Annotated in this window: 14 protein-coding genes and 2 tRNA genes; 6 read left to right on the forward strand and 10 right to left on the reverse strand. The window is 61.4% G+C overall.

The annotated features are described in order from the left end of the window. Positions 1-505: 505 nt before the first annotated feature. Positions 506-3067: a nitrite reductase large subunit NirB gene (gene nirB, locus QWI20_RS06325; RefSeq protein ID WP_369304697.1), complete on the forward strand. Its 2562-nt coding sequence runs from the start codon at positions 506-508 to the stop codon at positions 3065-3067. Then, on the forward strand, positions 3064-3441 hold the full coding sequence (nirD, locus tag QWI20_RS06330) for a nitrite reductase small subunit NirD (protein WP_369304698.1): 378 nt from the start codon (positions 3064-3066) through the stop codon (positions 3439-3441). The genes nirB and nirD overlap by 4 nt, the downstream gene beginning before the upstream one ends. A gap of 476 nt (positions 3442-3917) precedes the next feature. Here nirD and QWI20_RS06335 read toward each other — a convergent pair. Together QWI20_RS06335 and QWI20_RS06340 are read right to left on the reverse strand one after the other, a co-directional pair. Then, positions 3918-3994, reverse strand: a tRNA-Asp gene (locus QWI20_RS06335). Positions 3995-4013: 19 nt separating this feature from the next. Further along, a tRNA-Val gene (locus QWI20_RS06340) sits at positions 4014-4089 on the reverse strand. A gap of 158 nt (positions 4090-4247) precedes the next feature. Between QWI20_RS06340 and rdgC the strand changes: the two genes are divergently transcribed. Beyond that, on the forward strand, positions 4248-5168 hold the full coding sequence (gene rdgC / locus QWI20_RS06345) for a recombination-associated protein RdgC (protein WP_122537474.1): 921 nt from the start codon (positions 4248-4250) through the stop codon (positions 5166-5168). An 81-nt stretch (positions 5169-5249) separates the two neighbouring features. Further along, complete coding sequence (locus QWI20_RS06350; RefSeq protein ID WP_369304699.1) at positions 5250-6212, forward strand: bile acid:sodium symporter family protein; 963 nt, start codon at positions 5250-5252, stop codon at positions 6210-6212. 241 nt (positions 6213-6453) lie between these two features. Here the strand turns inward: QWI20_RS06350 and QWI20_RS06355 are convergent, their stop codons facing one another. Both QWI20_RS06355 and QWI20_RS06360 read right to left on the reverse strand, forming a co-directional pair. Next, entirely contained in the window at positions 6454-8325 is a 1872-nt protein-coding gene (locus QWI20_RS06355; RefSeq protein ID WP_369304700.1) for an MFS transporter, read from the reverse strand. Positions 8326-8447: 122 nt separating this feature from the next. Further along, positions 8448-9596 carry a TDT family transporter gene (locus QWI20_RS06360; protein WP_369304701.1) on the reverse strand — a complete coding sequence of 383 codons (1149 nt, stop codon included), beginning with the start codon at positions 9594-9596 and terminating at the stop codon, positions 8448-8450. Positions 9597-10064: 468 nt separating this feature from the next. Here QWI20_RS06360 and QWI20_RS06365 point away from each other — a divergent pair, with 468 nt between their 5' ends. Next, positions 10065-13538: a NahK/ErcS family hybrid sensor histidine kinase/response regulator gene (locus QWI20_RS06365; RefSeq protein ID WP_369304702.1), complete on the forward strand. Its 3474-nt coding sequence runs from the start codon at positions 10065-10067 to the stop codon at positions 13536-13538. A 216-nt stretch (positions 13539-13754) separates the two neighbouring features. Here QWI20_RS06365 and QWI20_RS06370 read toward each other — a convergent pair whose 3' ends face one another. The 4 genes from QWI20_RS06370 to cysK all read right to left on the reverse strand — a co-directional run bounded on the left by QWI20_RS06370 (position 13755) and on the right by cysK (position 18587). After that, positions 13755-14609 (reverse strand): DMT family transporter, encoded by an 855-nt coding sequence (locus QWI20_RS06370; protein ID WP_369304703.1) that lies wholly within the window; start codon positions 14607-14609, stop codon positions 13755-13757. Between the two features lie 397 nt (positions 14610-15006). After that, on the reverse strand, positions 15007-16329 hold the full coding sequence (locus QWI20_RS06375) for an OprD family porin (RefSeq protein WP_369304704.1): 1323 nt from the start codon (positions 16327-16329) through the stop codon (positions 15007-15009). A 186-nt stretch (positions 16330-16515) separates the two neighbouring features. Then, positions 16516-17454, reverse strand: a complete 939-nt coding sequence (locus tag QWI20_RS06380; RefSeq protein ID WP_369304705.1) for an aspartyl/asparaginyl beta-hydroxylase domain-containing protein — start codon at positions 17452-17454, stop codon at positions 16516-16518. 158 nt (positions 17455-17612) lie between these two features. After that, positions 17613-18587 carry a cysteine synthase A gene (gene cysK, locus QWI20_RS06385; protein ID WP_369304706.1) on the reverse strand — a complete coding sequence of 325 codons (975 nt, stop codon included), beginning with the start codon at positions 18585-18587 and terminating at the stop codon, positions 17613-17615. A gap of 126 nt (positions 18588-18713) precedes the next feature. Between cysK and QWI20_RS06390 the strand changes: the two genes are divergently transcribed. Then, positions 18714-19787: a DUF748 domain-containing protein gene (locus QWI20_RS06390; protein WP_369304708.1), complete on the forward strand. Its 1074-nt coding sequence runs from the start codon at positions 18714-18716 to the stop codon at positions 19785-19787. A 103-nt stretch (positions 19788-19890) separates the two neighbouring features. Here QWI20_RS06390 and QWI20_RS06395 read toward each other — a convergent pair whose 3' ends face one another. Together QWI20_RS06395 and QWI20_RS06400 are read right to left on the reverse strand one after the other, a co-directional pair. Next, complete coding sequence (locus tag QWI20_RS06395) at positions 19891-20439, reverse strand: hypothetical protein (protein WP_369304709.1); 549 nt, start codon at positions 20437-20439, stop codon at positions 19891-19893. Next, entirely contained in the window at positions 20436-20666 is a 231-nt protein-coding gene (locus QWI20_RS06400; protein WP_369304710.1) for a DUF4160 domain-containing protein, read from the reverse strand. Before QWI20_RS06400 ends, QWI20_RS06395 begins: the two co-directional genes overlap by 4 nt. Between the last annotated feature and the right edge of the window lie 89 nt (positions 20667-20755).

Below are 20755 nucleotides of genomic sequence, written 5' to 3' on the forward strand. Positions count from 1 at the left end.
ATCGGCGTTGATTGCCTGTGGACACGGTGTTGCAAACGGCAGGCCAGCCTGGCCGAGGGACGTGCAGCGGAGGTTTCCAGTGGATTTTACTGATGTGATGATTGGACGCTGAGCTTCACCGTGGGGCGCACCAGGGTAAATCGCACCCTTTTCGGGCTGGAACCGTCTGTTCTAGAGGGTGATGAGATCGGCTTACGATCACGCTTATGGCCCGACAAGCCTAAGCATGTGACCGGAGCTAAGCGCGTCCGACGCCTTGATATTCCCCACTGGCACATCCATTGCTATGTCCTTTATCAAGTCCAGCCTGAATACGCGGTTGGCAGCCCTGGCCGGTCAACGCGGACCGCCAGCCGGTCACGGCATCGGGCTCACCAGGTTGGCGTCGACACTGTGGTCGCGCGGCAACCCCTAAAAGAACAGGCAAAGGCGCCTGGAACCGAAAGGTTCCGGGCGCCTTTTTTTTGCTTTCGAAAAACCTGATTGGCCTTGGCCGGGACTCGATATGACCACCACAGTCGCCCCACTCAACGACGTCCAAACCCTGATCGTCATCGGCAACGGCATGGTGGGTCACCACTGCGTCGAACAGTTGATCGCCGCCGGCGCCCTTGAGCGCTACCGCATTCATGTGTTCGGCGAGGAAGGCCAGCGCGCCTACGACCGCGTGCATCTGTCCGAGTACTTTGGCGGTCGCGACGCCGAGTCACTGGCGATGAGCGCTGCTTCTTTATATGAGCAGACCGGGCTTGCGCTGCACCTGGGTGTGCCGGTGCTGGAAATCGACCGGGCGCGGCGCGAAGTGATCACCGCCAAGGGCAGCTTTGGGTACGACAAGCTGGTGCTGGCGACGGGCTCCTACCCTTTTGTGCCGCCCATCGAAGGCGCCGAAGGCCATTCACGGCTGGTCTACCGCACGCTGAACGACCTCGACACCATCCGCGCCGCGGCCCGTCAGGCGAAACGCGGCGTGGTGGTCGGCGGCGGGCTATTGGGACTGGAAGCGGCCAACGCGCTGAAGTCGCTAGGCCTGGAAGCCCATGTGGTGGAATTCGCGCCGCGGTTGATGCCGGTGCAGCTGGATGACCACGGCGGCGCCGCCCTGAAGGCGCGCATCGAAGCACTCGGTGTTGGCGTGCATCTGTCCCGCGCGACGCAATCCATCAGCGCGGGGGAGGAATACCGCTACCGGATGAACTTCGCCGGCGATGACTTCCTCGAAACCGACCTGATCGTCTTCTCCGCCGGCATTCGCCCCCAAGACGCCCTCGCCCGCCAGTGTGAACTCACGCTGGGCCCGCGCGGCGGCATCGCCATCGACGAACATTGCCGCACCAGCGACGCTGACATTTTCGCTATCGGCGAGTGCGCCGCCTGGAACGGCAGCGTTTTCGGCCTCGTCGCGCCGGGTTATCAAATGGCGCGTAACGTCGCGGCGCAATTGTGCGACCTGGCGGCCGAGCCGTTCTTCGGCGCCGACATGTCGACCAAACTCAAACTGCTCGGCGTCGACGTCGGCTCCATCGGCGATGCCCATGGTGCGTTGGCGGGTGCGCGCAGTTACCGGTTTATCGACGAGGCCAGCGGCAGTTATCGCCGTCTGGTGGTGTCGGCCGATGGCAAAAAAGTGCTCGGCGCGGTGCTGGTGGGTGACAACAGCTATTACGACACGCTGCTGCAATACGCGCAGAACGGCATCAAGCTGCCCGCCGATCCATCGAGCCTGATCCTGCCCCACAGCGACGGCGCGCCGACGTTGGGTGCCGATGCCCTGCCCGCCACGGCAACCATTTGCTCGTGCCACAACGTCAGCAAAGCCTCGATCTGCTCGGCCATCGACGGCGGTTGCACCGATCTTGCCGGGCTCAAGGCCTGCACCAAAGCAGCCACCGGTTGTGGCGGCTGTACGGCGCTGCTGAAAAGCGTGTTCGAGCACGAATTGATTGGCCGCGGCGTCGCCGTCGACAAGAGCCTGTGCGAGCACTTTCCCTTCACGCGGCAGGAGCTGTATGCCTTCGCCCGGGTGGAAAACATCGAAAGCTTCGACGAGATGCTGGCCCGCCACGGCAAAGGCCATCTGGGTTGCGACATCTGCAAGCCCACTGTCGGGTCGATCCTCGCCTCGTGCTGGAACCGACCGATCATGGACCCGTCGCTGGTGCCGCTGCAGGACACCAACGACACCTTCATGGCCAACATGCAGAAGAACGGCACGTACTCCGTTGTACCGCGCATACCGGCGGGGGAAATCACTGCGGACGGCCTGATCGCCATTGGCGCGGTCGCGAAGAAATACGACCTGTACACCAAGATCACCGGCGGCCAGCGCATCGACCTGTTCGGCGCGCAGTTGCACGAGCTGCCGGACATCTGGGCCGAGCTGATCGCCGCCGGGTTCGAAACCGGCCATGCCTACGGCAAATCGACGCGGACGGTGAAGTCCTGCGTCGGCAGCACCTGGTGCCGTTACGGCGTTCAGGACAGCGTGCAAATGGCGCTCAACATCGAGGACCGCTACAAAGGCCTGCGCTCGCCGCACAAGCTGAAGTTCGCAGTGTCCGGTTGCACCCGTGAATGCGCTGAGGCCCAGAGCAAGGACATCGGCGTGATTGCCACGGAGAACGGCTGGAATCTGTACGTGTGCGGCAACGGCGGCATGCGCCCGCGCCATGCCGAGCTGTTCGCCACCGATCTGGACGACGAGACGCTGATTCGCTACATCGACCGCGTGCTGATGTTTTACATCCGCACCGCTGACAAGTTGCAGCGAACGTCGGTGTGGCGCGAGTCCCTTGAAGGCGGGCTGGATTTTCTGAAAGCGGTGGTGATCGACGACAGCCTGGGGCTCGCCGCCGAGCTGGAGGCGCAGATGCAGTTGGTGGTCGACCGTTATGAATGCGAGTGGGCGAACGCGCTGAAGAGCCCGGAGAAACTCAAGCGTTTCCGCACCTTCGTCAATGACAAGGGCGCTGACCCGGACATTCATTTCGTCAAGGAGCGCAGCCAGCGTCGTCCGGCGCGCGCTGAAGAGTTGAATCTGATTGCCGCAGTGGAGGTTGCACGATGAGCCAGGCGAATGCGGCAATGATGGAGTTGCCGAACACTCAGGTGTGGCGCGCGGTCTGTACGCGTGAGGATCTGGTGCTGAATTCCGGCGTGGTGGCGCTGGTGGGCACTGCGCAGGTGGCGCTATTTTATGTGGCGTCTATCGGTGGCGCGCCGCAGTTGTTCGCAGTGGACAACCGCGATCCGGTCACGGGGGTGAATGTGATTGGGCGGGGGTTGGTTGGCAGTTTGGGCGGGGATCTTGTGATTGCTTCGCCTTTGTATAAGCAGCATTACCGATTCAAGGACGGCACGTGTCTGGAGGATGCAGCGTTGCGGCTGCGGACCTGGCCGGTGCGGCTGGTGGGGGATGTGGTGGAAGTAAATGTGGGGTGAGAGGATCAAGAGCGTCTGCCTTGGGGGCAGACTGTTTCGCCTTCGGCGAGTTACTTGATAAAGCCCCAAGTAACCAAGGGCTTGTGCTCCTGGTTGGGCCCCTCCTGCGTCGGGGTTCCTTCACTCCGGTCTCGCTCCGTGGGCCCTGCGTTCAGCCTGCACCCAAGTCGCGATTGGCGGTGTTTGAGCATTTTGTGTACGAAAATAAAAAGCAGATCAAAAGCTTCCCGGCTGAAGCCGGTCCTACAGTCGGAGCCCATCCGACGGGGTGCACGCGTCGCTTTTGTGGGACCGGCTTTAGCCGGGAAGAGGCCAGCTCAGGCGCTGACGTTCGATCGTTCCCACGCTCCGCGTGGTAATGCAGCCCGGACGCTCTGCGTCCTGTAGGCACCCACCAAATCCCAGGCACAAAAAAAGCGACCCTAAGGTCGCTCTCTTTGTCGTTACGAGGAGTTCAAGGGCCTCGTAACTCAATATGGCGCAGCGGACGGGACTCGAACCCGCGACCCCCGGCGTGACAGGCCGGTATTCTAACCGACTGAACTACCGCTGCGCGTAACACTTGAAACGAATGGTGGGTGATGACGGGATCGAACCGCCGACATTCTGCTTGTAAGGCAGACGCTCTCCCAGCTGAGCTAATCACCCTTCGCTTCGGTGTGGCGCGCATTCTACGGAGCGATCAAAAAGCTGGCAAGCACTTTTTGAAATAATTTTATAATCCTTCCAAAGGCTTACATCAGGGTTGGCCGCAGGGTCACAGCAGCGAATAATGCCCCCCTTTGTATAAAGGAGAGATGTACCCCATGTGGTTCAAAAACCTGCTTGTCTATCGCCTGACCCAGGACCTGCCATTTGACGCCGAGGCGCTGGAAACCGCGTTGGCGACCAAGCCTGCACGTGCCTGTGCCAGCCAGGAGTTGACCACTTACGGTTTCATCGCCCCGTTCGGCAAGGGCGAAGACGCGCCACTGGTGCACGTCAGTGGTGATTTCATGCTGATCTCGGCGCGCAAGGAAGAACGCATCCTGCCCGGCAGCGTGGTCAACGATGCATTGAAAGAGAAAGTCGAAGAGATCGAGACCGAGCAGATGCGCAAGGTCTACAAGAAGGAACGCGACCAGCTCAAGGATGAAATCATCCAGGCCTTCCTGCCCCGCGCCTTTATCCGCCGCTCGGCCACTTTCGCCGCCATCGCCCCCAAGCAAGGCGTGATTCTGGTCAACGCTTCCAGCCCGAAGCGCGCCGAAGACCTGCTGTCGACCCTGCGTGAAGTGGTCGGCTCGTTGCCGGTGCGTCCGGTCACCGTCAAGACCGCGCCAACCGCGGTCATGACCGAATGGGTCAAGACCAGCCAGACCGCCGAGCACTTCTTCGTGCTGGACGAGTGCGAACTGCGCGACACCCACGAAGACGGCGGCATTGTGAAATGCAAACGTCAGGACCTGACCAGCGACGAAATCCAGCTGCACCTGAGCACCGGCAAAGTCGTCACTCAGCTGTCGCTGGCGTGGCAGGACAAGCTGTCGTTCGTGCTGGACGACAAGCTCGGCATCAAACGCCTGAAGTTCGAAGACCTGCTGCAGGATGAAGCCGAGCAGAACGGCGGCGACGATGCGCTGGGTCAGCAGGACGCCAGCTTCACCCTGATGATGCTGACGTTCGGCGAGTTCCTGCCGGAGCTGATGGAAGCGCTGGGCGGCGAAGAGATTCCCCAAGGGATCTGATTTTGCCTAACGGCGCAGGAGCCGGCTTGCTGGCTCCTACATTTTCCGCGTCCACTTCATACCAATAAGAAGGAGCAGGCCATGCGTGCCCTGGCTGCGTTGAGTCGTTTTGTCGGTAATACCTTCGCGTACTGGGTGCTGCTGTTCGCCGTGCTGGCGTTCCTGTTCCCGTCCTGGTTCATTGGCCTTAAGTCTTACATCGTCCCGTTGTTGGGGCTGGTGATGTTCGGCATGGGCCTGACACTCAAGCTTGATGATTTTTCTGAAGTCGTGCGCCATCCCTGGCGCGTGGCTCTGGGGGTGGTCGCGCATTTCGTGATCATGCCCGGCGTGGCCTGGCTGCTTTGCCAGCTGTTTCACCTGCCGCCGGAAATCGCCGTGGGCGTGATTTTGGTCGGCTGCTGCCCGAGCGGCACCTCGTCCAACGTCATGACCTGGCTGGCGAAAGGCGACCTGGCGCTGTCGGTGGCCATCGCCGCCGTCACCACCCTCCTCGCCCCGCTGCTGACCCCGGCGCTGATCTGGCTGCTGGCGTCAGCGTGGCTGCCGGTGTCCTTCATGGAAATGTTCTGGTCGATCCTGCAACTGGTGATGCTGCCGATCGTGCTCGGCGTTGTCGCTCAACGCCTGCTGGGCGCCAAGGTGAGTTTTGCCGTCGACGTGCTGCCGCTGGTGTCGGTGGTGAGCATCGTGATGATCGTCTGCGCGGTGGTGGCGGCGAGTCAGGCGAAGATTGCCGAATCAGGCCTGTTGATCATGGCCGTGGTGATCCTGCACAACAGCTTCGGCTTTCTGCTGGGTTACTTCACCGGCAAGCTGTTCAAACTGCCGTTGGCCCAGCGCAAATCGCTGTCCCTGGAAGTCGGCATGCAGAACTCAGGCCTCGGCGCCGCCCTGGCCGCCGCGCACTTTTCGCCACTGGCGGCGGTGCCGAGCGCGCTGTTCAGCGTCTGGCACAACATTTCGGGCGCGTTGCTTTCGACGTATTTCCGCAAGATGACGCCGGATGCGGTGGTTGCGGAAGAGAAGCCGGTGGTGGGTTGATCGGTTTGGCTTAAGTACGAAACTCCCGATCGGTCACAAGTCGCACATCAAATGCGGCCCTGTGGGAGCGAGCTTGCTCGCGAAGACGGTATTCCTGCCGCTGAAGATTTAGCAGCTGTACCGGCCTCTTCGTGAGCAAGCTCACTCCCACAGGTCCTCTGTCACAGGTCAGATAGCACTCTCCTACAGGCTATTTAGCAGTCTGAAATCTTGGATTCTGACTGACGGATCGCCCCTCTGACTAACGCACCGCCCCCCGCAACTCCGCAACCCGCTCACGCACCCGCGCCGGTTGCGATTCCTCCCCCGTCAACGCTGGCCCTGCCACCAACGTCACTCGCGACCAAAGCCTACGGAACACGCCCTTGTTCGGGTCGCGGCTGAAGAAGCTGCCCCACAACCCCTGCAATGCCATCGGAATCACCGGCACGTCAGTTTCCTGCAACACCCGGGTCATGCCGCTTTTGAAGGTGTCGATCTCGCCGTCGGTGGTCAGCTTTCCTTCCGGAAAGATGCACACCAGCTCACCTTCCTTGAGGTAATGGGCGATGCGCTCAAACGCTTTGTCGAACACCGCCTTGTCCTCCTTGATGCCGGCAATCGGGATCGCGCCCGCCGTGCGGAACACAAAATTCAGCACCGGCAGGTTGAAGATCTTGTAGTACATGACGAAGCGGATCGGCCGGCGGACGGAGCCGGCAATCAACAGCGCATCGACGAACGACACATGGTTGCAGACCAGCAACGCCGCGCCCTCATCGGGGATCAGGTCGAGGTCGCGATGCTCCACGCGGTACATGGAATGGCTGAGCAGCCAGATCATGAAACGCATGGTGAACTCGGGCACGATTTTGAAGATGTAGGTGTTGACCGCGATGTTCATCAACGACACGACGAGGAACAGCTGCGGGATCGACAGCTTCGCCACGCTTAGCAGGATGATCGAGACGATCGCCGAGAGCACCATGAACAGCGCGTTGAGGATGTTGTTGGACGCAATGACCCGCGAGCGCTCCTTCTCCGGCGTCCGTGACTGGATCAGCGCATACAGCGGCACGATGTAAAACCCGCCGAAGACGCCGATGCCGAGGATGTCCAGCAACACCCACCATGCCTGCCCGTACCCCAGAATCGCCAGCCAGTTGTTGGCCTGCACGTTCTGCGGGAAGTCACCGGAATGCCACCACAACAACAAGCCGAACACGGTCAGGCCCATGGAGCCGAACGGCACAAGGCCGATCTCCACTTTGCGCCCGGACAGCCGCTCGCAGAGCATGGAACCGGCGGCGATGCCGATGGAGAACACGGTCAGAATCAGGGTGACGACGGTTTCATCGCCGTACAGAAAGTCCTTCGCGTAGGCCGGGATCTGCGTCAGATAAATCGCTCCGACGAACCAGAACCACGAGTTGCCGACGATGGAGCGGGATACCGCTTTGGTCTGCCCCAGGCCAAGTTTAAGGGTCGCCCAGGATTCGCTGAAGATGTTCCAGTTCAGGCGCATGTCCGGCGAAGCGGCGGCTGCCGGCGGGATGCCCCGGCTGGCCAGATACCCCAGACAGGCCACCGAGACCATCGCAGCCGCGACAATCGGCGCGTAATGGGTCGCCGACATCATCACTCCGGCGCCGATGGTACCGGCCAGGATCGCCAGAAACGTGCCCATTTCCACCAGGCCGTTGCCGCCCACCAGTTCGTTCTCATGCAGGTGCTGGGGCAGGATCGAGTACTTCACCGGCCCGAACAACGCCGAGTGTGTGCCCATGGCGAACAGTGCGGCCAGCATCAGCGACAGGTGATTGAAGAGAAAACCGGTTGCCCCCACGACCATGATCACGATCTCCAGGACCTTGATCATGCGGATCAGCTTGTCCTTGGGGTATTTCTCGCCGAACTGCCCGGCCAGCGCCGAGAACAGAAAGAACGGCAGGATGAACAGCAACGCACAGAGGTTGACGTAGATAGAGCGGTCGCCGTCGATGCTCAGCTTGTAGAGAATGGCGAGGATCAGCGACTGCTTGAAGATGTTGTCGTTGAACGCCCCGAGGGACTGGGTCACGAAAAACGGCAAAAAGCGCCGCTTACCCAACAAACTGAACTGCGACTGACTCATCTTCCCTGGTCCTGAGAGGCGCCGGTGCCGGCTTTCGGATGGGAACGCCGAACGGCGGTTCCGGGCCACATTGAAGACGACACCGCCGGCAAAGTCGAGCACAGGCTCGAACGCATAGCTCGTTAGAGCGTACGTAAACCGGCGATGCAGGGCGAAACGAACAGCTCGCCTTTATAGGCCCCGCTCACGGTGCGCTTCATGATCACCAGCCATAGGATACTCAGCGCGGCGACCAGTACGCTGCCGAGGACCGCAAAGAACCCGAGATGAAGCACTGCCCCCAGCTTCAGGGTCGTCAGCGCGAACACGCCCAGCGGGAAAGTAAAACCCCACCAGCCCAGATTGAAGGGGATGCCGTTGCGCAGGTAACGCGCGGTGATCAGCAGCGCCATCAGGCACCACCACACGCCGACACCCCATAAAATCACGCCGCCGATCAGGCCAAGGCCCGATGCGATTTCGCCGACGCCGGGCAGGCCGTTGGCGTTGAAGATCAGCGGTGAATCGGCGCCCAGCACAATCAAACCGAATGCGCCGGTGCTGATCGGCCCGAGAGCCAGCCAGCTCGACGCGGCCATGCTTTCGTGGGGCAATTTGTGCAGGGCCATCCGCAACAACAGAATGGTCAGGATGCTGAACGCCACCGGCACTGACATCGCCCACAACACGTAGCTGGTGATGAGAACGCTGAACTGGCTGTGGCTGTCGGCCAGATGCGGCGCCAGCAGCCCGCCGCTCACCGCCGCCACTTCGCAGGCCACCAGGGGCAGAAGCCAGACGGCGGTCATCTGATCGATACGGTGGTCCTGGCGGGTGAACATCAAAAACGGGATGACCACGCCGCAGGCCAGGGACATCGTCACGTCCAGCCACCACAACAGCTCGGCAATCGGCAGTACGGCGTCGCCCCAGCGTGGCAGGCCGAAAGTCAGCAGCCCATTGATGAGCGTCGCCAGCCCCATGGGAATCGTGCCGAAAAACATCGACACCGTTGAATGCCCGAACACCCGCCGCGCCTCGTCGAAAAACATCACCCAGCGGGCGATGTAGAGGGCGCTGAAGGTCAGGAACAGCACGATGTTCAGCATCCACAAGGCTTCGGCCAGTTGGAACACACCGGGGATGGTCACCGGAAGCTGCACCAGCACGGCCGAAAGAATGCCGGTGCCCATGGTCGCGGCGAACCAGTTGGGGGTGAATTGGCGGATGACTTCCCGTGGATGGCTCAGTTGGCTGAAGGGTCTTTGCGGGATGAACATGGCGTGGGTCATGGCTTGCTCCTGTCCTCGTGTGAGGTGGTCCCCATAGTAGATCGGGAGCTGATATCGACTAAGCGGGTAATTTCGCTATACCTCATAGATTTCCCCGATATAAACCGCCTTGCGAGCGTTACCTCGTTGTCGGACGCCGCGCTGTTACGCAGGAAACACAGTCACTGTGGGAGTGAGCTTGCTCACGAAGACGGTATATCAGCCGCTGAAAATAGGGCGGCTGTACCCACCCGTTCGCGAGCAAGGTGGAGCGCCACTCCGGTCGCTCCCACAATGCAGCTGTGGGCAAGTACATCTGTGGGGTTGTCGTGTTTTGACAACACGCTTGCCGGCGGATGCTTGTCGGCCCTGCGACACCCCGCCGCTCAGACCTTGGTCGTAACAGACGAACCCCACTTGGCGTGCGAGACTGTCCGGCCGGCGAGGGATCGCCACCGAAACCGCTAGCCGTTTGTCTCTGGAGTTCCCATGTCGCTGTCCAGCGGGCTGATCGCTGCCGTCGCCCTGGCCTATATGGCCATCATGTTCGCCATCGCCTTTTACGGTGACCGTCGCAGCAAACCGCTGCCGCCGTGCCTGCGCGCCTGGGTGTACAGCCTGTCGCTGGCGGTTTATTGCACCAGCTGGACGTTTTTCGGCTCAGTCGGCCAGGCCGCTGAACAACTGTGGTCGTTCCTGCCGATCTACCTGGGGCCGATTCTGCTGATGCTGCTGGCGCCGTGGGTGCTGCAGAAAATGGTGCTGATCAGCAAACAGGAAAACATCACTTCAATCGCCGACTTCATCGCCGCCCGCTACGGCAAGTCGCAAACCCTCGCCGTCGTCGTCGCGCTGATCTGCCTGATCGGCGTGCTGCCCTACATCGCGCTGCAACTCAAAGGCATCGTGCTGGGGGTGAACATTCTGATCGGTGCCGGCGCCGACGCGACCGGGACTCGCGCCCAGGACACCGCGCTCATCGTGTCGCTGGTGCTGGCGCTGTTCACCATCGTCTTCGGTACGCGCAACCTCGACGCCACCGAGCACCACCGGGGCATGGTCCTGGCGATTGCGTTCGAGTCGCTGGTCAAGCTGTTCGCCTTCATGGCCGTCGGCGCGTTCGTGACCTTCGGCCTGTACGACGGCGTGGATGACCTGTTCAACCAGGCCATGCTCGCACCGCGTCTGGAGGAGTACTGGAAAGAAACGGTCAACTGGCCATCGATGGTGGTGCAGACCGGCGTCGCCATGATGGCGATCATCTGCCTGCCCCGGCAATTTCACGTCACCGTGGTGGAAAACATCGAGCCTCAGGACCTGCGCCTGGCCAAGTGGGTGTTCCCGGCGTACCTGCTGCTGGCCGCGGTGTTCGTGGTGCCGATTGCGCTGGCCGGGCAGATGCTGCTGCCCGCCTCGGTGCTGCCGGACTCGTTCGTGATCAGCGTGCCATTGGCCCACGCGCACCCGGCGCTGGCCATGCTGGCGTTCATCGGCGGCGCCTCGGCCGCCACGGGGATGGTGATCGTCGCCAGCGTCGCGCTGTCGACCATGGTCTCCAACGACATGCTGCTGCCGTGGCTGCTGCGGCGCCAAACCGCCGAGCGCCCGTTCGAGGTGTTCCGCCACTGGATGCTCTCGGTACGCCGGGTCAGCATCGTCGTCATTCTGTTGCTCGCCTACGTCAGCTACCGGCTGCTTGGCTCTACGGCCAGCCTGGCGACCATCGGCCAGATCGCTTTCGCCGCCATCACGCAGTTGATGCCGGCGATGATCGGCGCGCTGTACTGGAAGCCGGCCAATCGGCGCGGGGTGTTTGCAGGGCTCGCTGCCGGGGTGTTCATCTGGTTTTACACCCTGGTGCTGCCGATCACTGCCCACAGCATGGGCTGGTCGCTGAGCAGTTTTCCACTGCTGGCGTGGCTGCACAGCAACCCCTTCAATCTGCCGATCAGCCCGCTGACCCAAGGGGTGGTTTTGTCGATGCTCGGCAACCTGGCGTTGTTCGTGTGGGTCTCGCTGCTGTCGCGAACGCGGGTGTCCGAACACTGGCAGGCGGGCCGTTTCATCGGTCAGGAGTTGCAGGCGCGGCCCAACAATCGCTCGCTGCTGGCGGTACAGATCGAGGACTTGCTCAAGCTCTCGGCGCGTTTCGTCGGCGAGGAACGGGCGCAACAGAGCTTCATCCGTTTCGCCTACCGGCAGGGCAAAGGTTTCAACCCCAACCAGAACGCCAACGGCGATTGGATCGCCCATACCGAACGGTTGCTGGCGGGGGTGCTGGGCACGTCGTCGACGCGGGCGGTGGTCAAGGCGGCCATCGAAGGCCGCGACATGCAGCTCGAAGATGTGGTGCGCATCGCCGACGAAGCTTCCGAGGTGCTGCAGTTCAATCGCGCGCTGCTACAAGGCGCCATCGAGAACATTACTCAGGGCATCAGCGTGGTGGATCAATCCCTGCGGCTGGTGGCCTGGAACGCGCGCTATCTGGAGCTGTTCAATTACCCCGAAGGCCTGATCAGCGTGGGCCGGCCCATCGCCGACATCATCCGCTACAACGCCGAGCGCGGTTTGCTCGGCCCCGGCGAGGCCGAAGTGCATGTCGCCCGGCGCCTGCACTGGATGCGTCAGGGCCGCGCGCATACGTCCGAGCGGTTGTTTCCCAATGGGCAGGTGATCGAGCTGATCGGCAACCCGATGCCCGGCGGCGGCTTCGTCATGAGCTTCACTGACATCACCGCGTTCCGCGAGGCCGAGCATGCGCTCAAGGGCGCCAACGAAAGTCTTGAGCAGCGCGTAGCTGAACGCACGCGGGAGCTGTCGCAGCTGAACACGGCGTTGAGCGAAGCCAAGGCCCACGCGGAAGCCGCCAATCAGTCGAAAACGCGGTTTCTCGCCGCCGTCAGCCATGACCTGATGCAGCCCATGAACGCCGCGCGTTTGTTCTCCGCTGCCCTGCTGCACAACGACGACAACGTGCCGGCGGAAGCGAAACAGCTGATCCAGCATCTGGACAGCTCGCTGCGTTCGGCCGAAGACCTGATCAGCGACCTGCTGGATATTTCGCGGCTGGAGAACGGCAAGTTCACGCCGACCATCACGCCGTTCGCGCTGAACAACCTGTTTGAAACCCTCGGCGCCGAATTCAAGGCCATCGCCCAGGAGCAGGGTCTGGATTTCCGAGTGCGCGGCAGCACGTTGCGCGTGGCCAGCGACGCCAAGCTGCTGCGGCGGGTGCTGCAGAATTTCCTGACCAATGCGTTTCGTTACGCCAAAGGGCCGATTCTGTTGGGGGTCCGGCGCCGCAACGGGCAGCTGAGTCTGGAAGTCTGGGACCGTGGACCGGGCATTCCCGAGGACAAGCGCCAGGTGATTTTCGAGGAGTTCAAGCGGCTGGACAGCCATCAGACCCGCGCCGAAAAGGGCCTGGGTTTGGGGCTGGCGATCGCCGATGGTCTGTGCCGCGTGCTTAGTCATTCGCTGGAAGTGCGTTCATGGCCGGGCCAGGGCAGCGTGTTCAGCGTCACGGTGCCGCTGGCGCCTGCGTTGCCAACGCCGGCCGCTGCGCCGACCGAACCTTCGCGTGCTGCGCTCAACGGCACGCAGATTCTCTGCGTCGATAACGAAGACAGCATTCTGATCGGCATGAACAGCCTGCTCAGCCGCTGGGGGTGTCAGGTCTGGACGGCGCGCAATCGTGAGGAATGCCAGGCCTTGCTGAATGACGGCATTCGCCCGCACTTGGCGTTGGTGGATTACCACCTGGACCACGGCGAAATCGGCACCGAATTGATGGCCTGGCTGCGCACGCAACTGGGCGAGCCGGTCCCTGGCGTGGTCATCAGCGCCGACGGCCGCCCGGAGCTGATCGCCCAGGTACACGCCGCCGGCCTTGAGTATCTGGCCAAACCGGTGAAGCCCGCCGCGCTGCGGGCGTTGTTGAGCCGGCATGTGCGGTTGGGTTGAGGCTGGCCGGTATCGTCACGATGGGAACGATGATCCACTGTAGGAGTGAGCTTGCTCGCGATCGGCTGCGAAGCAGTCGTGAAACCCGACACCCCGGTAATGCCTGACACACGGCATGCACCGGTTTGCTGCCTCTGCGTGCCAGATCGCGAGCAAGCTCACTCCTACAGTTTTCATCCGCATCGCCCGCAGCATTCGCCGCAGCCGTGGACGGTTCTATTCAACCTTCCTGAACACAAACACCAACCCCACCACAATCAGCACCATCCCCAGCAAGCTCATCAGCGCGAGCCGGTTGCCGTAGATCAGGTAGTCCATGATCGCGGTGACGCCGGGCACCAGGTAAAACAGGCTGGTGACATTGACCAGATTGCCCTGGGCGATCAGGCGATACAGCAGAAACGTCGCCAGCACCGACACCACCAGCCCCATGTACAGCACCGGCACGTAGAAGCCGACGCTGTGCTCGAAATGAAAGGGCTGAAACGGCACGAACACGGCACACACCACCGTCCCCGCGAGGTATTGCACCGGCAACGTGCCGAGGGGGTTCTCGGTGATGCGTTTCTGCATGATCGAGCCGCCGGTCATGCTCAACATGCCCAGTACGCCGAAGGCCATGCCGGCCAGCGATCCGCCGTCGCCGATGCCTTGCCAGACCACCAGCACCAGGCCGGCCAGCCCCAGACTCAGGCCAAACATGCGGGACCCCGAGCGACTGCGTTCGACCAGCACGGCCGTGAGTATCGGTTGCACGCCCATGATCGTGGCCATGACGCCGGGCGCGACTTTCATGTCAAGCGCCAGCAGGTAGCAGATCTGATAAGCCCCCAGTAGCACGGCGCCTGTCATTAACGCGAAGCCCATCGACGCGCGGGTGGCGGGAAGCTTGTAACCCAAGGCCGGGATCAGGATTGCCAGCGCCACAAGCGCCAGCAGGAAACGGAACAGCAGAAACGCAAACGGCGAGGCGTGGGTCAGGCCCCACTTGGAAACAATTGCGCCGCTGCTCCAGAGCAGGACGAAAAGCGTCGTCGTGGCCATTGAGGCCAAGGCTTTATTAGCGAACATGAGTCACCTGTGATTCAGACAAAATCGGACCCGGCACGAACCGGATTCACGGATGTTTTGCGAGCGCTTGCAGGCTTCGGTCGACAGCGTTGACGCAGTCGATCAGCCGAGCGCAACGACCCCTGGCGGTGCAACGGCGCACACGACAGGGCTGTTCACAGGTGGGGGTGGCGGGTAACGCGTGATGAAGGCGATTTGCATGCAACCGCGCGGTTCAGCGACAGCACAGGCTGTTGCACGGAACGCGAAATGTGGGCTGGATGCAGGCATCGTGCTCGTCTTCTCAAGGAGGAATGACTCAGCGTTGCAGTATGTTGCAACACTGAGGCCGACTATAAACAGCCGACGAGGTCTCGCGCAACAGCGTTTTGCACGTCGGCCAATTTGACCGGACGACTCAGTCCAGCAGCTTCAGCGGATACTGCATCACGATATACAAGCGGTCGATATCGTCGCCCCCCTGAGCGTCGTTACCCCGGTGCGAAACATGGGACACGTCGAACGACAGGTTTTTGGCCGGTCCCGACTGAACGACGTATTTCAGGTCGATGTCGCGCTCCCAGTGACGTCCGTCCTTGCCCTGAATCGGCTGATAACGTCCGGTGACGTCATCTAACGGCTGATACACCGCGCCCCGTGGCGCATGGGTGCCATCAATGCCGCTGCCGCGCACATAGCGGGTCATGAACGTGAGGCCGGGAATGCCAAGGGCGGCGAACGAAAGGTCGTAGCGCCCTTGCCACGACTGCTCGTGCGCGCCGTTGAAGTCGGCGTATTTGATCGAATTGGCCAGGTAGATCGAGTCGCCCCCCACAAAGTCAAACGGCGTGTCGCCGTCGATTTTCTGCCAACCAAGGGAGAATCCCTGCGGACCAACGCTGTACTTGGCCAGCAGGCTGTAAGCGGTGTTATTCAGCGCGCCTGCCTTTGCGTCGCCCTGATCCAGGGTGCGGTAGAGATTGGCGTCCAGCAAAAACGAACGGTTGTCCGACAGCACGCTCAAGTGATGCAGATTGGTGTAGTACTGCCGCCAGGTGTCAGCGAGCTGTGAGGCGTACACCGAGCCGCCGAATGCGGAATCGTCAGTGGTCTCGACGCCCACCAGACTCAGCGACGAACCGCGCGTGCTGGCACCGTAGCCATCGAAGTCGCCCTTGGCTGTCGAAGCGTTTTCGTTCTTGAAGGCGGTAAAGTGCCCGGCCACCAGCTTCAGGCCATCGACTTCGCGGCTGTCGAGATAAAACCCCGTGGCGTACTCCGGTTGCAGGCGCTTGTCGCCGGTATCGAGCACGGGGGTTTCCACTTCCATTTCGCCAAACTTCAGCGTGGTCTTTGAAATCCTCAGTTTGAGCGCGCCGCCCGCATCGGAATAATCGTCGGCAGCTCGCCCGTCATCGCCCAGCGGCAACAGTCCGGTTCCGGCCCGTCCCTTTCCGCTGTCGAGTTTCAGGCCGTAGAACGCATGCGCATCGACGCCGAACCCGACAGTGCCTTGGGTGAACCCCGATTGCAGATTGGCGATGAACCCCTGCGCCCACTCTTGGCGGTAACTCTGCCCGGAGTGCCCTGTGCGGTAGTCGTTATCCAGAAAGAAGTTGCGCGCCAGCACATTCAGCGAGGTATCGGCGAGAAAACCATGTTCCTCATCGGCAGTGGCCGCCATCAGGTTGCTGGAGCACGAGAGTAACGCGAGGGACAACAGGGATATTCGGCTTGCCATGGATCTGCCTTCTTCAAAGTGTTCCTGGCAAAAAGGCGTGATGACGACAACCAGGGGCGATCAATGGTCGGCGCAGGGTGGTTCGCGGGATTGAATGGGCGTGCTATTAGCCGTGAATGGCCGTCCGCCAGAAACAAAAAAGCGCCGCTGCACAAGGTGCAGCGGCGCCTGGATAACTGCGGGTATTCAGCCGAACAGCCAGTAGCCCAGCAGCGTCAGCACGATCACCGCCAGCACCGGACGCAGGATGCGATAGGCCTTGGGGTTGGCGCGTTTGAACTGCTTGACCTTGCCGCTGAAGCTGTTGCTGAACCGCTTGCTGAACGCATAGACCTGATTGATCCCGCCGACGCGTTCGTCATCAGTGTTCTGCGGCGCGGTGGCCCGGCCCAGAAACGCGCTGACGCGGCGGTTGACGGCGATCATGAAACGATTGCTCAGCGGCCGCTCGATGTCGCAAAACAGAATCACGCGGGTGACGTCGGTTTCGTTCTTGACCCAATGCACGTAGGTTTCGTCGAACATCACGTCGTCACCGTCGCGCCAGGCGTACACCTGACCGTCGACGAAGATGCGGCAATCGTCGGAGTTCGGCGTTGACAGGCCCAGGTGATAACGCAGGGAGCCGGCGAACGGGTCGCGATGCGGGTTCAAGTGGCTACCGCCGGGCAACAGGGCGAACATCGCGCCTTTGACGTTGGGAATACGGCTGACCAGTTCCACCGTCTTGGGGCACAACGCCTCGGCGGACGGCAGCGGTTTGTCATACCACTTCAGGTAAAAACGCTTCCAGCCTTTCTTGAAGAACGAACCGAAACCCGCGTCGTTGTCCTTGGCGGCCGCACGGATATAGCCTTCGTCGAACAGGTGCATGGCTTCATCGCGGATGGTTTCCCAGTTGTCGCGCAGCACATCGAGCTCGGGAAACTTGCTGCGGTCCAGATACGGCTTGGACGGCACGCTGGAAAACAGGTACATCAAGGCGTTATACGGGGCGAACAGTGCGGAGTGATTCACGAACTGGCGCAATACCGGCAAACGCGCCTTGCCGCGCAGATGCACGTACAGCGTGCTGCCGACAAACAACAGCAGAATCGCTGCTTTGACAGCAAAAGAAAGGGTCATGAAACTCTCCTTGGAACAGGGCCGAACCGCGCGGCCCGAAGCTTACGCTGCTGAAACCGCCGCCGGATGACCTGGGACAATCTTCCGGCGGGTTTCGAATGGCGGCCATCATAAGCCTTAGTCCGCCGGGTAAAAAGCCGAAGCGGCCGCGGACACGACTATTGAGTCAGCTCGCGTTCAGTAAACAGGTCGCTAAAAAGCATGCTCGACAGGTAGCGCTCACCGGAATCCGGCAGTACCACCACAATGGTCTTGCCCTGCATTTCCGGTTTCTCGGCCATCCGCACCGCTGCGTGCATGGCGGCGCCACAGGAAATACCGCAGAGAATCCCCTCCTCCTGCATCAGGCGCAGGGCCATGGCCTTGGCTTCTTCATCGCTCACCAGCTCGACGCGGTCGACAATCGAGAGGTCGAGGTTTTTCGGGATGAAACCCGCGCCAATGCCCTGAATCTTGTGCGGGCTGGGTTTGATCTCTTCGCCGGCCATCGCCTGGGTGATGATCGGCGAGCCCAGCGGTTCGACGGCCACCGAAATGATTGGCTTGCCCATGGCGTTCTTGATGTAGCGCGAGACGCCGGTGATCGTGCCGCCGGTGCCGACGCCCGCGACCAGCACGTCGATGGCGCCGTCGGTGTCGTTCCAGATTTCCGGGCCGGTGGTTTTCTCGTGAATGGCCGGGTTGGCCGGGTTCTCGAACTGCGCCGGCATGAAGTACGTGGCGGGATCACTGGCAAGCAGTTCCTCGGCCTTGGCGATGGAGCCTTTCATGCCCAGCGCCGGCTCGGTCAGCACCAGTTCGGCGCCCAGGGCCTTGAGGACCTTGCGCCGCTCTATACTCATGGAGGCCGGCATGGTCAGGGTCAGCTTGTAGCCACGGGCCGCGGCAACAAACGCAAGGCCGATGCCGGTGTTGCCGGAAGTGGGTTCGACAATGGTCATGCCGGGCTTGAGTTTGCCGCTGCTTTCGGCGTCCCAGATCATGTTCGCGCCGATCCGGCACTTGACGGAATACCCCGGATTACGCCCCTCGATCTTGGCCAGGATGGTGACCCCGCGCGGCGCGATTCGGTTGATCTGCACCAGTGGCGTGTTGCCGATGGAATGGGCGTTATCTGCGTAAATACGGCTCATGACCGGGTCCTTGTGCAGGTTTGGAAAAGCTCAAAGCCTATGCCTTGAGCCGGTGCAACGTCCAGTCGAAGCGAACCGATCACATCGCCAGCAGTCAACAAAACTACGTCACTGGAGGGTTGAAACATGAAACGTCGTTACAGCTGGCCGTTATGGACAATTGTTGGCTTGGTGGTGTTGCTGATCGCAGTCCATATCGCGCTGCCGTATGTGGTGCGCAATTACCTGAACGACAAACTTGCCGACATGGGCGACTACCGCGGTCAGGTCACGGATGTGGACCTGGCCCTGTGGCGCGGGGCGTACCGGATCAACGGCCTGAAAATCGTCAAGGTCGATGGCAAGGTGCCGGTGCCACTGCTGAACGCGCCGGTCATCGACATTGCTGTCAGTTGGCATTCGCTCTGGTACGACCATGCCGTGGTCGCAGAGGTCGCGTTTGCCAGCCCCGAACTCAACTTCGTCGACGGTGGCCCGGACAAGCGCCAGTCCCAGACCGGTGCGGGCACTGACTGGCGCGCCCAGTTGAACAAGCTGCTGCCCATCACCCTCAACGAGATGCGCATCCAGGACGGCAAGATTACCTTCAACAACTTCAACTCCACGCCGAAAGTGAAAATCGATGCCGACAACATCAACGCCAGCATCTACAACCTGACCAACGTCGAAGACAAAGCCGGCAAGCGCGATGCCCGCTTCGAGGGCAAGGCCATGCTGCTGGGCCATGCGCCACTGGAAAGCACCGCGACGTTCGACCCGTTCAGCCTGGAGGACTTCGACTTCAAGCTGCGCGCGACCGGTATCCAGCTCAAGCGCCTGAACGACTTCGCGTCGGCGTATGGCAAATTCGACTTCAACGCGGGCGACGGCGATGTGGTCATCGAAGCCCAGGCCACCAACGGCCAGCTCAGTGGCTACATCAAGCCCCTGCTGCGTAACGTCGATGTATTTGACTGGCAGCAGGACGTGGAGAACCAGAACAAAGGCTTCTTCCGTTCGATCTGGGAAGCCGTGGTCGGCGGCAGCGAAACCGTGCTGAAGAACCAGGGGAAGAACCAGTTCGCCACCCGCGTGGAACTCAGCGGCAGTGTTCACAAACAGGACATCAGTGCGTTCGAAGCGTTTTTGCAGATCCTGCGTAACGCCTTCGTGAAGGCATTCAATACGCGCTATGACAGTGGCAAGGACGAGGCGAAGTGAGCGTAGCGTTTTGACTGGCACAGCGCTGTAGGAGTGAGCTTGCTCGCGAAGCGTTTAGTCAGCGATGACCTTGATCGCTGACACTCCTCGCTCGCGAGTCAGCTTACTCGCCATCTTCGCCTGCCCCCTTGCCAACGCCGCTCGTCTTGTCAACGCCGCTCCCTTTGTCAACTCCGTAAGCCGCACGCTTCTCGGCCAGCAACACGCCGCTGCCTGACTGATTCTGCAACGCATCCCACCCCAGACACGCCAGCGCCAAGGTGCGCGGTGCCGCCTCGCTGCCGTTGGTGTAGCGGGTGATGCTGCGGGTGCTGACGCCCAGCGCCTCGGCCGCCATGGCCAGCGGCAAGCCGGTGCGCGCACGCCAGCCGATGAATATCCGCGTGTTCTCGTCGGTGGCGGCCTGCGCCTTGGCGTCCAGATACAGGGTGTCGGCGCCGATCTGGATGTCGGGCTCGGCCCACTCGACGGTCCAGCCGTCGTCGCCGATCTGCGCCTGCTTGAACACGTTCGGGTCCTTGAGCGGTTGCAGCCCCGGAAATGCAGCGATGTCGCTGCTCAGGTCGAGGACGTATCTCACGTCGTTGATGAATGTCAGCGCCAATTGTTGATGAGCCAGCGCCTCTACGGTTTTGAGGCGCGGACGTTTCATGGATGCCATCGTTTCCATTCCTCCAGCAATTCTGTTTGGTGGGCTCTTACCCAGTCGAGCGCCTCCCTGAGTACGGCGGCCGGGGCGTGGCCGAGCATGGGTTCAACCAACTGCAGACAGATCAACACGTTCAGCCCGCCACCGGTCAGGTGTACGTGGGGCGGCAGGTGATCCTTTTCCCGCAGTTGAATCCTGTATTTGTCCCTGAATCTGTATTTGGTCGACATGGAAAATAAGGTATCGCTATTTTGGCGATACCTCAACGGTCGTTACAAATTTTAGCCGGTCAGGTCGTGACGCCCCATTCAGATACTGA

This window comes from Pseudomonas sp. W2-17 (assembly GCF_041060445.1).
GTDB lineage: Bacteria > Pseudomonadota > Gammaproteobacteria > Pseudomonadales > Pseudomonadaceae > Aquipseudomonas.